The sequence below is a fragment of the Azospirillum sp. FG154 genome, assembly GCF_057809575.1.
Window position 1 is genome coordinate 32871 of the sequence record NZ_JBMDKF010000029.1, and the last position, 13302, is coordinate 46172.

Here is a 13302-nt window from a genome sequence, read left to right on the forward strand (position 1 = left end):
TCCTCCCACTTGGATCAAATCTTGGTTGGCCGAGAGTGCTTCTTTGGAAATCGCCGGTTCGGCGTCTTCAGCCGAACCGGATGACGAGGGCAGTCCACGCCAGGGAAACCGCCAAGGCCCCCCACAGCGCGGCATCGGTCGCCGCCAACCATCCCAGATGGATGAAGGCGCTGCCCAGCAGTCCGATGAAAAGACGGTCGCCCCGGGTGGTGCGCATGGGCAGGAAGCCCTTGGCCTCCACCGTCGGCGACACCAGTTCCCACACGGTCATCAAGACCAGCATGGACACGATCCCGGTGAAAAAGAGGGCGGTCGGCAGGGTCCACGCCATCCATTCAAAATTCATGGTCGCGAACTCCCGGTTAGACGCGGCCCAGGGCGAAGCCCTTGGCGATGTAGTTGCGGACGAACCAGATCACCAACGCGCCCGGCAGGATGGTCAAAACCCCGGCGGCGGCCAGCAACCCCCAATCCATGCCCGACGCGCTGACCGTGCGGGTCATCGTCGCGGCGATCGGCTTGGCGTTGACCGAGGTCAGCGTGCGGGCCAGCAGCAATTCCACCCAACTGAACATGAAGCAGAAGAAGGCGGTGACGCCGATCCCGGCGCGGATCATCGGCATGAAGACCGTGGTGAAAAAGCGGGGAAAGCTGTAGCCGTCGATGTAGGCCATCTCGTCGATTTCACGCGGCACGCCGGACATGAAGCCTTCCAGGATCCACACCGCCAGCGGCACGTTGAACAGGCAGTGGGCGAGCGCCACCGCGATGTGCGTGTCGAACAGGCCGACTTCCGAATAAAGCTGGAAGAAGGGCAGCAGGAAGACGGCGGGCGGGGCCATCTTGTTGGTCAGCAGCCAGAAGAACACATGCTTGTCGCCGATGAAGCGGTAGCGCGAGAAGGCGTAGGCGGCGGGCAGCGCCACCAGCAGCGAAATCACCGTGTTCAGCGTGACGTAGTAGATCGAGTTGATGTAGCCGCTGTACCAGCTCGGATCGGTGAAGATGGTGATGTAATTGTGGAGCGTCGGCGTGTGCGGGTACAGCGTCAGCCCGGCCAGGATCTCCTCGTTCGTCTTGAAGGACATGTTGACCATCCAATAGATGGGCAGCATCAGGAAGACGATGTAGGCGACCAGAATGATGGTCCGGCGCGACACCCGCGCCGAGGAACGGCGCATGTTGGCGGGGGAGGCCAGGGAGCCGGGGGCGAGGACGGCGGCCTTGCTCATTTCTTCTCTCCCGAGCCGGTGTTGGTGATGATGGTGTAGAAGACGAAGGAGAACAGCAGCACGATCAGGAAGTAGATGATCGAGAAGGCCGCCGCCTTGCCGATGTCGAACTGACCCACCGCCATCTGCGTCAGATACTGGCTGAGGAAGGTGGTGGAGTTGCCAGGGCCGCCGCCGGTCAGAACGAAGGGTTCGGTGTAGATCATGAAGCTGTCCATGAAGCGCAGCAGGATGGCGATGACCAGAACCCCGCGCATCTTCGGCAGTTGGATGTAACGAAACACCGCCCATTTCGACGCGCCGTCGATCTTGGCCGCCTGATAGAAGGCGGGCGGGATCGACTGAAGACCGGCGTAGGCGAGCAACGCGACCAGACTGGTCCAGTGCCACACGTCCATCACCAGCACCGTCAGCCAGGCGTCCAGCGAGTTGGAGGTGTAGTTGTAGCTGAAGCCCAGCGCCCGGAAGGTGGCGCCCGCCAAACCGATGTCACCGCGTCCGAAAATCTGCCAGATGGTGCCGACGACGTTGAACGGGATCAGCAGCGGCAGGGCCAGCAACACCAGCGTCAACGACGTCTTGGCGCTGCGCCCGCCCGGCATGCCGAGCGCGATGACGATGCCCAGCGGAATTTCAATGGCCAGCACGGCCAGCGAATAGATGATCTGGCGGAACAGCGCGTCGTGCAGCCGGTCGTCGGCCAACACCTTTTCAAACCATTCCGTGCCGACGAACAGTGTTTGGCCGGGGCCGAAGATTTCCTGAACCGAATAGTTGACCACGGTCATCAGCGGCAGGATGGCGCTGAAGGCGACGATCAAAAACACGGGAACAATCAGGAACCAGGCCCGGTTGTCTTGGACTTTATCCATGGCTCCGGCTCCTCAATTGACCAGATAACTGTCGTGGTAGAGCTTGGTCCACCGGGTGGGGAAGCGGATGGCGGCGTCGAGCGGGATCTCCTGATCCTCCGACAGGCGCGCCTTCAGCGTGTGGCTGCCCATGCGGACGGTCGCCAGCTTCGACGTGCCCAGATCATCCACCGACACCACCTGAACCGGGATGGCCCCGTTGGTCCCGCTGCGGGTCAGCTCGACGAATTCCGGGCGGATGCCCAGCTCGAATTTTTCGCCGAGCTTGGGAACGTCGCGGTTGGGCAGGGCGGCGGCGGAGCCGGGAGCCAGCGGGATGGCGATTCCCTCGACGATGGCTTGATCGCCGCCCAGCGTGCAGGGCATCAGATTGATGCCGGGGCTGCCGATGAAGTAGCCGACGAAGGTGTGGCGCGGCGCCTCGAACAGCTCCTGCGGGGTGCCGAGCTGGACCATGGCGCCCTCATACATCACCGCGACCTTGTCGGCGAAGGTCAGCGCCTCCACCTGATCGTGGGTCACATAGATCATGGTCAGGCGGTATTCCTCGTGGATCTGGCGCAGCTTGCGCCGCAGGATCCATTTGGTGTGCGGGTCGATGACGGTCAGCGGCTCGTCGAACAGGATGGCCGCGACGTCGGAGCGGACCAGCCCGCGCCCCATCGAAATCTTTTGCTTGGCGTCCGGCGTCAGCCGTTGGGCGCGCTTTTTCAGATCGGCGGTCAGGTCCAACGCCTCGGCCACCTGCCGCACGCGGCGGTCCACGTCGGCCTCGGGAACCTTGCGGTTGCGCAAGGGGAAGGCGAGGTTTTCATACACCGTCATGGTGTCGTAGATGACTGGGAACTGGAACACCTGGGCGATGTTGCGCTCCTCCGGCGTGCAGCGGGTGACGTCCAGCCCGTCGAACAGAACCCGTCCCTCGCTGGGCACCAGCAGGCCGGAAATGATGTTCAGCAGTGTGGATTTGCCGCAGCCCGACGGGCCGAGCAGGGCGTAGGCCTTGCCGTCCTCCCACTCCTGCGACAGACGGCGCAGGGCGTAATCGTCGGGCTTGCTGGGGTGGGGGTGGTAGGAATGGCCCAGATTGTCGAATTGAATGGTCGCCATGATGTCAGCGCCTCACGCGATGTTGCGCAGCATGCCGCGCCGTCCCAGCGGAGCGGCGACAAGCGCGCCCGCCGTGGAAAAGACGAAGATGCGGTCGGGGTCGGCGTAGACCTGGATCTCGGACCCGATGGGGTGGGTGTGGACGCCATCCTCCCGCGCGATCAGCGTGGTGGAGCCGTGGCGCAGATGGATGAAGGTTTCCGACCCGCTGATTTCCGACAATTCGACCCGGCCCGTGATCGGAACCAGCCGGTCGGATCGGCGCAAAACCGTCAGATGGTTGGCGCGGATGCCGACGCGGCAGGGACCGCCGGGCAGGTTGCGGTCGTGCGCCGACAAAGGCAGGCTGGTGCCGTCGCCAAGCGCCACGCGGTCGTTGGTGAGGATCGCCTCCAGCACGTTCATCGGCGGGTCGCTGAACACCGACGCGCATTCCTCGGTCACGGGGGCCTGGAAGACGTCGCTGGTCGGGCCGGTCTGCAACAGGCGGCCTTCGTGCAGCACCGTGACGGCGCCGCCCAGAATCAACGCCTCTTGCGGTTCGGTGGTGGCGTAGACGACGGTGGTTTTGCCGTCGGCGAAGATGTCGCGCAACTCGGCGCGCAGCTCCTCGCGCAGCTTGTAATCCAGATTGACCAGCGGCTCGTCGAGCAGCAGAAGGCCGGCGCCCTTGACCAGGGCGCGGGCGATGGCGCAGCGCTGCTGCTGGCCGCCCGACAGTTCGGCGGGCAGACGGGTCAGATAGGGCGTGATGCGCAGCATGTCGGCGGTGCGCCGCACCTGCGCGTCGATCTCGGCGGATGATTTGCCCTGGCGGCGCAGGGGCGAGGCGATGTTGTCGAACACCGTCATCGCCGGGTAGTTGATGAATTGCTGATAGACGATGGCGATGTCGCGATGGCGCACCGAAACGCCGGTCACGTCCTTGCCATTTTCCAGAACCCGCCCCGAACTGGGGGCGTCCAGACCGGCCATCAGCCGCATCAGGGTGGTTTTCCCGGCCAGCGTGCGACCCAGCAGAACGTTGAAGGTGCCGGGTTGAAGCGCCAGCGACAGGGGGTGAAGATGCAGGTCGGCGCCGACCTTTTTGGTCACGCCTTCAAGGGATACAGTCACCGGAGTCCTCCCATCGACAACCGCCCGGAGGTGTTTTCTGGGGCGGTGGCCGTTGCGTGTCGGCGCTGGTCGAACCATGCGCCGATGGCGTCCCGGATCGTGGCGTCCAGGTGCAGCCCAAGTTTGGAGCGGCGCCACAGGAAATCGTCGCCGCTGACGGCGAACTCCTCGGTGGCGGCGTAGGTCAGTTCGGCTTCATAAACCCCGCCGCCAAAGTCGCGGCCCAGGTCGGACAACGCGGCGGCCTTGCCCAACAACCGCTCGACCCGCGTGCCATAGGCGCGCGCCAGACGCGACGCGAGGTCTTCGGGCAGCCAGGGGCGGCGTCGGCGCAGATCGGTCAGGAAGCTGGAGAAATCGGCGTTGGCGATGTCGCCGCCGGGCAGGGCGAAATCGGCGGTCCAACTGCCGCCCTTGCGGCCCAGCGCGGTCAGCAGCTTGTCAGTCGCCTCTTCGGCCAAGCGGCGGAAGGTGGTGATCTTGCCGCCGAAGATCGACAGCATCGGCGCTTGCCCGGCGGGCGTGTCCATCTCCAACACGTAATCGCGGGTGACGGCGGACGCGTTGCCGCTGGCGTCGTCGAACAGCGGACGAACGCCGCTGTAGCTCCACACCACATCGGATTCGGTCACGGGGCGCTTGAAGTAGCGCGACACCGCCCGGCACATGTAGGTGACTTCGTCGGGGCTGATCGTCACCGCGCCGGGGTCGCCAGCGTAATCCAGATCGGTGGTGCCGATCAGGGTGAACTTGCCCTCATAGGGGATGGCGAAGACGATGCGGCGGTCGTCATTCTGGAAGATGTAGGCGTGATCGCCGTCGAACATCCTTGGCACGACGATGTGGCTGCCCTTGACCAGCCGGACCGACTTGTCGACCGTCGCGCCGGTGCGGCGGCTGATGACGTCGCGCACCCAGGGGCCGGCGGCGTTGACCAGGGCGCGGGCGCGCACGGTGCGGGTTTCGCCGCTGTCGGTGTTGACCAGGGTCGCAACCCATTCGCCGTTCAGACGTTGGGCCTTTTCGCAACGGGTGCGCGTCAGGATCTGCGCGCCGCGTTCGCGCGCGTCGATGGCGTTGAGCACGACCAGACGGCTGTCCTGCACCCAGCAATCGGAATATTCAAAAGCCTTGGTGAATTCGCCGGTCAACGGCTTGCCCGCCGGGCTGCGGGTCAGATCGACGCCATGCGATCCTGGCAGCAGCTTGCGTTTTCCCAAATGATCGTAAAGGAACAAACCGATGCGCACCATCCAGGCCGGGCGCATGCTGCTGTCGTGGGGCAAAATGAAACGCAGCGGCCAAATGATGTGCGGCGCGGCGCGCAACAGAACTTCGCGCTCTTGCAACGCCTCGCGGACAAGGCGGAATTCGTAATATTCAAGATAGCGCAGACCGCCATGGATCAGCTTCGTGCTGGCCGACGAGGTGGCGCCCGCAAGGTCGCCCTGTTCGCACAGCACCACCGACAAACCCCGACCGACCGCGTCGCGGGCGATGCCCGCGCCGTTCACGCCACCGCCGACGATCAGCAAATCCACCGCATCGCTGGACGCGTTCGTCATCGTTCCTCTCCGTGTCGCGCCGCCCCGTCTGGGGGTCGGCTGCTTTCGTTTTGGAACATACAATGTTCGTTAGCGCGTGTGAAGGAAAATGTTCGTCCGGCTGACCATATTTTGACGCTACGCTCAAATTGGGCGTTTGCCTACCGAAAACAGTGGGCGCGAAACAGCGCGTCGCACAGCCTCCGGCCCCAGCCCGAAGCGCCGCGCCAACGCTCCGCCGTTGGTGGTAGGCCATTGGCAATGCGTTGAATCGCGCAAGAAAAAAGCCCCCTTCTCCTCACGGAAGACGGGGGCTTCGCCGGGGATCGCGTCGCGGGATGGCGGCGCCGTTTCATCAGGCGGCGCGGATTCGCGTCAACAATTGGTCAACGTCCTGCGACAGGTCGCTGGATTGTTGCGAAAGAGCGCGTGTTGCGTTCAGCACCTTGGCGGCGGCGCTTCCGGTTTGATTCACCGCGTCGCCGACCACCGCCACGGTTTCGGAAATGCTCTGCACCGCGCCCGAAGCGTGGTTGATGCTGCGCGCGATTTCGTTGGTGGCGGCGACCTGCTCCTCCACCGCGCTGGCGACGATGGCGGTGATTTCGTCGATCTTGCCGATGGTGCGGCCAATCACGTCGATGGCCGACACCGCGCCCTGCGTGGTGGTCCGCACCGAGGCGACCTGTTGGGCGATGTCCTCCGTCGCCTTGGCGGTTTGGCTGGCGAGGTTGCGCACCTCTTCGGCGACCACGGCGAACCCGCGCCCGGCCTCGCCCGCGCGGGCGGCCTCAATGGTGGCGTTCAGGGCCAACAGGTTGGTTTGCCCGGCGATGGCGTTAATCATCCCGACGACGTCGCCGATCTTTTGCGCGGCGACGGCCAGCGCGTTCATCAGCTCGCTGGTGTGGCGGGCCTCGTCCACCGCGCCGCGCGCGATCTGGCTGCTGTCGCTGACCTGACGGGTGATTTCCGCGATGGAGGCCGAGAGTTGCGTGGCGGTGGAGGCCACCGTCTGCACGTTCATCGCCGTTTCCGCCACGGCTTCGCGCACCGCCGCCATCTGCTCGCTGGTCCGCTCGGCGGTCGCCGACATGCCTTCCGAGGCGCTGCGCATTTCCGCCGAGGTTGCGGCGATGGTGGTCGTCGCCCCCTTCACGCTGGCCTCGATGCTCGACGTGATGGCGGTGACGGTGCGCGCCCGCTCCTCCTCCGCTTGCTTTTGAATGGTTTCCTGCCGCGCGTGCAGATCCTGAATCTCAAAACTTTTGGCGCGGAAGATTCCCACGGTTTCGGCCATGTCGGTGATTTCGTCGCGCCCACCAACCGAGGCGTCGACCGTCAGGTCGCCCGCCGCCACCGCGCGCATCGCCGCGATCACCCGCAACAGGCGCTGGGTCAGCCGGTTGCGGACGTAGAACCATGCGATCAGGGCCGCCGACAGCAGCACAACGGCGGTGGTCGCGCTCTGGACGGCGACGGCGTGGGTCACGCCGTCTTCGGAAGCGGCGACGTCTTCCTCAACGCGCGCCTGCTGGCTGGCGACCACGCGGTCGATGGTTTGGCTGAGTTCGGTGGCGATGTTCAAGGTTTCGGTCAACGAGCCTTCAATGTCGGTCATCAGGCTGGTTTGTTCGTTGCGGATGCGAAAGACGCTGGTCGGTCCGCTGCCGAACACGGCCAAGCCATCGCGCGCCTTGACCAAGGCCGGGCGGTCCTGGTTGTCCTTCGGCACGCTGTCGATGGCGTTGTTCACGCGCAGCAAGGCCCAATCATATTTGGACCGGATGCTGTTGAGCGTCGCTCCGCTCGGCACGCTGGACGCGGCGGCGATCATGCCATAGGCAAGATTGCCATTCGCCTGGACGCCCATCAACGCGGTGATGATCGGCAACTCTTCGCCCGCCAACCGCTTGGCGAGCGTGGCCGCCGAATCGCCGCCCTGCGCGGTCGCCAAATCGCTGACGACGTTCTTCACCGACAGGGTCGACACCTCCAGCAAGGGGGCCACCAGATCGGTGAAATCCTCGTGCGACATCACCGCTTCAGCCACCAGATCGTTGAGTTTGCCTTCGATCGCCAGCCGGTCGCCGGTCAGCTTCCCAAGCTTTTCGATGTTGGCGGCCATGCGCTGCCCCAATCCGGCGACGGCGGCCAGATCATCGCCGCCGTTTGACCCAGCGGCGGCTTGCAGGGCGGCGATCCGCTCTTTCAACCCCGCCAGACGCTGAGTCAGGGCGCCCAGCCGTTCGTCGAGTTCAGCGGGCGCCGTCGCGCTGGCGACGGAGGGGGCGTTGGCGGCGATGGCCGTGCTCTCCTTGGCCAGCGACAGCGATTGCACGATGGACGGCACGCCATGCCGCCCGATTTGCGTCATCGACTGGCCCATGACGCCAAACGACCACCACGCCATCACGCTGGCGAAGGCCGCCAGCGCCGCCACCCCACCAAAGGCCAGAAAGAGGCGGCTTTGGATGCCCATGCGCAACCCGGTTGGGGAGCGCGGCGGCGCGGCGATAAACGCGGAGGTCATGTTCTTCTCCTATACGTCGATTGGCGTTCGCGGTTTGGCGGGCCAATGGCCTGGTGTGCAGTCCAGCGTGCGGCGATGAGCTTGGCTTCATAAGTCGGGGCGAACCCGTACAGACGAACAGACGCCCCCGCTTCGCGTCAAAAGCTGCGGGCGATCCATGATGGACGAACCATGCGTGCGCTGTGTTTCGAGATTGTCATATCATGAGCGTTTGCTTTCGTAAAGCAACATGCTTGTGTCACGAACAAGTTTGCGCATACGGTTGCAAAGGCTCATCCCGCCACTTGGCGGAAGAGCGAAGCGATGTGGCGGATGGTCGCGTTTTTCGCTTTGACCGATTCCGCGCGTCTGATTCACTGCGGCCGCCCACCTTGTTGATTTCGCCGGAGACATGCCTTATGGACGCGCGCCTTGACGCCGAACACCGTCAGCAAGAGATCGTCGCCCTGGTCCACGCCAAGGGGATGGTGCAAATCCAATGGCTGGCCGAGCATTTCGACGTCACGCCGCAAACCATTCGCCGCGACATTGAACATCTGGCGGGGCAGGCGGCGGTGCGCCGGTTTCGGGGCGGCGTCACCGTGCCGTCGAGCGTGGAGAACATCGCCTACACCACCCGCCAAACCCTGATGGCGGAGGAAAAGCGCCGCATCGCCGAGATGGTCGCCCGCCATGTGCCGGAAGACGCCTCGCTCTTCCTCAACATCGGCACGACGACGGAGGCGGTGGCCCAGGCGTTGCTCAGCCACAAGCGGTTGCGCGTGCTGACCAACAACCTGAACGTCGCCACCATCCTGCACAAAAACACCAACTTCGCCCTGTCCATCGCCGGTGGTCAGGTGCGCGAGCGCGACGGCGGCGTCATTGGCGAGGCGACGGTGGAGTTCATCCGCCGCTACAAGGTGGACATCGGCATCATCGGCATCAGCGGCATCGACAGCGAAGGCGACCTGTTGGATTACGACGAGCAGGAGGTTCGCGTCGCCCGCGCCATCATCGAAAGCTCGCGCCGGGTTTTTCTGGTGACGGACCACACCAAATTCGGGCGCAACGCGATGATCCGCATGGCCGACGTCCGCGTGTTGGACGATCTGTTCACCGACCGCCTGCCGCCGCCCGAATTGATGGAGGTTCTGACCAACGCCGATTGTCAGGTGCATGTCGCCGACGGTTCCGACCCGTCGGGGGCGGGGGACGAGGGCGGGTTCGAGGAGTGATCCAGCCTTTTTAGAATCCTCAGAACACGGCGCGCAGCAGGCCGAGCGTCCGTAGTCGGGCCAAGGCGGCGCTGTCGGCGTGAAAACTGCCGCGTTCGTCGCAGTTGAAGCCATGCCCGGCGGGGTAGAGGTGAACCGCCGCCGTCGGGTGACGCCGCCGGACCCCGTCCGCCACCGCCAGCGGAATGGCGTGGTCCTGCTCGCCGAAATGCAGCAGGGTGGGGACGCGCGGCGCGTCGTCCAGATGGTTGCTGATGTCGCCGCCGTAATAGGCGACGGCGGCGCGCAGCGGCAGGCGCGAAGCCGCCGCCCAGGCCAGACTGCCGCCCCAGCAATAGCCGACCACCGCCGCCGCGCCATCCCCGCCAAGATGGGCGAGCGCCGCCGCGAGATCCCGCAAAGCGGCTTCGGTGGCGACCTGGCCTTTCAGGGCGATTCCGCGCTCGACGCCCGCCTTGTCATAGGGCAGTTCGACCGCCGGTTCGGCCCGCTCGAACAGGTCGGGGGCGATGACGCGGTAGCCGTCCGCCGCGAAACCGTCGCAAACGGCGCGGATGTGGCGGTTGATTCCGAAAATCTCCGGAGCCAGGACGATTCGTCCGATTTCCGTCCCTAGCGCCGGGGCGTGATAGGCGCGGAATTGGTGGCCGTCCTCAGCCTGCAAGGTGATCCAGCCGCTTTCGTTTTCGCTCATGCCCGCGCTCTCTTCTGGTCGTCGCGTCGCCGCGTGTGGGGGATATGGGGCGGCGGCAAGCTGCGGCAACAGGGAAAATGATGGGGCGGCCCGTCTGACGCGCCGTTCACAAACAGGCTTGCCGAAGCCGCTTCACCCGACCACTCTCTTTCCTGTGGTTTGGTTCTTTCAACCGGCAGCCCGATCAGGTCGGGCAAGGACAGGCAAGCGGTGATTATCGAAAGCGACCTCAAGCTCGATTTCAAGGATGTGCTGATCCGGCCCAAGCGCAGCACCCTGCAAAGCCGCAACGACGTCAATGTGAACCGGACCTTCACCTTTTTGCACAACCAACGCGACTGGACCGGCTTTCCGCTGATCGCCGCGAACATGGACGTGGTCGGCACCATGGCGGTGGCGCGCACGCTGTCGCGCTTTGGCGCGATGACCGCCTTGCACAAGCATTACCGGGCCGAGGAGCTGATCGAGTTTTTCCAGGGCGACGAGTCCGGCAACGTCTTTTATTCGTTGGGCATCACCGACGCCGACCGCGAAAAGTTCAAGGCGGTGAAGGCCAAGGCCCCGGTGGACAAGCTGTGCATCGACGTCGCCAACGGCTACACCGAACGCTTCGTCGAGGTGGTGGCCCGCATGCGCGAGGAAAACCCCGACATCGTCATCATGGCCGGAAACGTCGTCACCGGCGACATGACGGAGGCGTTGTTGTTGGCCGGGGCCGACATCGTCAAGGTCGGCATCGGGCCGGGGTCGGTCTGCACCACCCGCAAAATGACCGGCGTCGGCTATCCCCAGCTTTCGGCCATCATCGAATGCGCCGACGCCGCCCACGGCCTGAAAGGGCAGGTGTGCGGCGACGGCGGTTGCACCGTGCCGGGCGATTTGTCCAAGGCCTATGGCGCCGGGGCCGATTTCGTCATGCTGGGCGGCATGTTGGCCGGACACGACGAATGTGAGGGCGACATCCGCTATGAAGAACGCGACGGCCAGCGGGTTCCCGCCGCCATGGTGTTTTACGGCATGTCGTCCGACACGGCGATGCACAAATACGCGGGCGGCGTCGCCTCCTACCGCGCGTCGGAGGGCAAGACGGTCGAGGTGCCTTACCGTGGCCCCATCGAAGGCACGGTGCAGGAGATCATGGGCGGCGTGCGCAGCATGATGACCTACATCGGCGCCACCAAGCTGAAGGAGGTTCCCAAACGCACCACCTTCGTCCGCGTCGGCGCGCAGTTGAACACCGTGTTCGGCGGCGGTTGAGAGCGGAACCCTGCGGCGGGGTGGCCCCCCGCCGCAAGAGCGATGGTCAGCTTCCCAGCGCGCTGGACAGGATGGCCTTGGCGTCGATCTTCGCCAACCCTTCGGCGAAGGCTTTGGCCATCGCCTCGCCCTTGGCGTCCTTGCGGAAGGCGATGTGCAAGGTCTTTTCTTCCAGGATCTTGCCGTTGAAGCGCAGCTTGTCCGCTGATTCTTTCAATTGGGGGGTGGTGCGGATCAGGTCGTTCATCACCGCGCGGTCGATCACCGCGATGTCGATCCGTTCAGCCAGCAGCTTTTTCAGGTTGGTCAGGTCGCTGTTGGCCTTGTCGGCGTGCAGTTCGCCCTTGGCGACGCGGGCGTCGAGGTCGTTGGTGTTCACGTAACCATCGACGACGCCGATTTTCTTGGTCTTCAGATCGTCCAGGTTGTTCCACGTCACCGGCGAGGCCGCGCGTTCGGCGAAGCCCAACGGGCTGGAGCCGAGCGGAGCGGAGAGGATGAAGTCCTTTTCGACGTCAGCCCCGGCGTATTCGGGGAAGTAACCTTGAAAATCACCGCCATCCTTGGCCAGCGCCACGGCGCGGTTCCATGGGTAAAAGGCGACCTCGATCTTGTAGCCGACGGCGGCGAAGGCGGCCTGGACCACGGCGACGGCGGCCCCCTTGTCCTTTTGGCTTTCACCGCTGAAGGGCGGCCAATCCAAGGAGGTCAGGCGGACGATCTTGTCTTGCGCGGCGGCGGGCAAAGTCAGCGCGACCAAAGCGGCCAGCGTCAAAAGAGAGCGGCGAACGGCGGTGACGGCGCGAAGCGGCATGGGCGACCCCCGGCGGACGTGAAGCGGAAAGACCATACGCTAGCATGGGTTTGCGCGTCTGTCGGGGGCAGAACCATGACAGAATGATGATGTTTTCGGACGCCCCTCAGAGCGCCCGGACCTGCATCTTGATCGGACCGTCGGCGCGACCGTTCACAAATTGATCGACGTAGGGGTTGCCGGACTGGTCGATGTCCTTGGCGTGGCCGGTCCAGATGATCCGGCCTTGGTGGATCATCGCCACCCGGTCGGCGATCTTGCGGGCGGACGCCATGTCGTGGGTGATGGTGACGGCGGTCGCCCCCAAATCCTTCACGCATTCGACGATCAACTCGTTGATGACGTCGGCCATGATCGGATCCAGGCCGGTCGTCGGCTCGTCGAAAAAGATGATTTCCGGCTCGTCGGCGATGGCGCGGGCCAGACCGACGCGCTTTTGCATGCCGCCCGACAGCTCCGACGGCGACAGCTCCGCCACGTCGGGCGTCAGGCCGACCGCGCCCAGCTTGGCGATGGCGATCTCCTTGGCTTGGGCGCGCGGCATGTGTTCGCCCTGAATCAGGCCGAAGGCGACGTTTTCCCAAACCGGCAGGCTGTCGAACAGGGCGGCGCCCTGGAACAGCATGCCGAATTTGTGCTGAAGCTTTTCCCGTTCGCGTGGGTTCAGTTTGGTGGTTTCCGCGCCGTCCACCCGGATCGAGCCGGAATCGGGGTGCAGCAGGCCAAGGATGCATTTCAGCATCACCGACTTGCCGGTGCCGGACCCGCCGATGACGACCAGGGATTCCCCTTTGCCGACCTGCAAATCAATGCCGTTCAGCACCTTTTTGGGGCCGAAATGCTTGGTCACGCCCTTCAGGGCGATTTTCAGCGGCGAGTTCGGCGGCGTTTGGTCGGCTTGCGGGTGCATGGG

At 64.6% G+C, this 13302-nt stretch carries 12 protein-coding genes; 2 read left to right on the forward strand and 10 right to left on the reverse strand.

Annotation, left to right across the window (positions count from 1 at the left end; translation table 11 throughout):
- Nucleotides 1-67: 67 nt before the first annotated feature.
- The 7 genes from ACODS4_RS24085 to ACODS4_RS24115 all read right to left on the reverse strand — a co-directional run bounded on the left by ACODS4_RS24085 (nucleotide 68) and on the right by ACODS4_RS24115 (nucleotide 8407).
- On the reverse strand, nucleotides 68-346 hold the full coding sequence (locus ACODS4_RS24085; protein ID WP_488868211.1) for a DUF2160 domain-containing protein: 279 nt from the start codon (nucleotides 344-346) through the stop codon (nucleotides 68-70).
- 16 nt (nucleotides 347-362) lie between these two features.
- On the reverse strand, nucleotides 363-1181 hold the full coding sequence (locus tag ACODS4_RS24090) for a carbohydrate ABC transporter permease (RefSeq protein ID WP_488868245.1): 819 nt from the start codon (nucleotides 1179-1181) through the stop codon (nucleotides 363-365).
- Nucleotides 1182-1228: 47 nt separating this feature from the next.
- The gene (locus ACODS4_RS24095) at nucleotides 1229-2104 is read right to left on the reverse strand and encodes a carbohydrate ABC transporter permease (RefSeq protein ID WP_488868212.1); all 876 of its coding nucleotides are present in this window, start codon (nucleotides 2102-2104) and stop codon (nucleotides 1229-1231) included.
- A gap of 12 nt (nucleotides 2105-2116) precedes the next feature.
- Entirely contained in the window at nucleotides 2117-3214 is a 1098-nt protein-coding gene (locus tag ACODS4_RS24100) for an ABC transporter ATP-binding protein (RefSeq protein WP_488868213.1), read from the reverse strand.
- 12 nt (nucleotides 3215-3226) lie between these two features.
- A complete protein-coding gene (locus ACODS4_RS24105; protein WP_488868214.1) occupies nucleotides 3227-4330 on the reverse strand; it encodes an ABC transporter ATP-binding protein in 1104 nt (367 codons plus the stop codon).
- Nucleotides 4327-5895, reverse strand: coding sequence for a glycerol-3-phosphate dehydrogenase (glpD, locus tag ACODS4_RS24110; protein ID WP_488868215.1), 1569 nt, complete (start codon nucleotides 5893-5895; stop codon nucleotides 4327-4329). The genes ACODS4_RS24105 and glpD overlap by 4 nt, the downstream gene beginning before the upstream one ends.
- 334 nt (nucleotides 5896-6229) lie before the next feature.
- On the reverse strand, nucleotides 6230-8407 hold the full coding sequence (locus ACODS4_RS24115) for a methyl-accepting chemotaxis protein (RefSeq protein WP_488868216.1): 2178 nt from the start codon (nucleotides 8405-8407) through the stop codon (nucleotides 6230-6232).
- Nucleotides 8408-8805: 398 nt separating this feature from the next.
- Here ACODS4_RS24115 and ACODS4_RS24120 point away from each other — a divergent pair, with 398 nt between their 5' ends.
- Nucleotides 8806-9624 (forward strand): DeoR family transcriptional regulator, encoded by an 819-nt coding sequence (locus ACODS4_RS24120; protein ID WP_488868217.1) that lies wholly within the window; start codon nucleotides 8806-8808, stop codon nucleotides 9622-9624.
- Nucleotides 9625-9643: 19 nt separating this feature from the next.
- Here ACODS4_RS24120 and ACODS4_RS24125 read toward each other — a convergent pair whose 3' ends face one another.
- Nucleotides 9644-10318, reverse strand: a complete 675-nt coding sequence (locus ACODS4_RS24125) for a dienelactone hydrolase family protein (protein WP_488868218.1) — start codon at nucleotides 10316-10318, stop codon at nucleotides 9644-9646.
- A gap of 210 nt (nucleotides 10319-10528) precedes the next feature.
- Here ACODS4_RS24125 and ACODS4_RS24130 point away from each other — a divergent pair, with 210 nt between their 5' ends.
- Nucleotides 10529-11575: a GMP reductase gene (locus tag ACODS4_RS24130; RefSeq protein WP_488868219.1), complete on the forward strand. Its 1047-nt coding sequence runs from the start codon at nucleotides 10529-10531 to the stop codon at nucleotides 11573-11575.
- Nucleotides 11576-11621: 46 nt separating this feature from the next.
- Here ACODS4_RS24130 and ACODS4_RS24135 read toward each other — a convergent pair whose 3' ends face one another.
- Nucleotides 11622-12389: a substrate-binding periplasmic protein gene (locus tag ACODS4_RS24135; protein WP_488868220.1), complete on the reverse strand. Its 768-nt coding sequence runs from the start codon at nucleotides 12387-12389 to the stop codon at nucleotides 11622-11624.
- A gap of 106 nt (nucleotides 12390-12495) precedes the next feature.
- The gene (locus ACODS4_RS24140) at nucleotides 12496-13299 is read right to left on the reverse strand and encodes an ABC transporter ATP-binding protein (RefSeq protein WP_488868221.1); all 804 of its coding nucleotides are present in this window, start codon (nucleotides 13297-13299) and stop codon (nucleotides 12496-12498) included.
- Nucleotides 13300-13302: the final 3 nt, after the last annotated feature.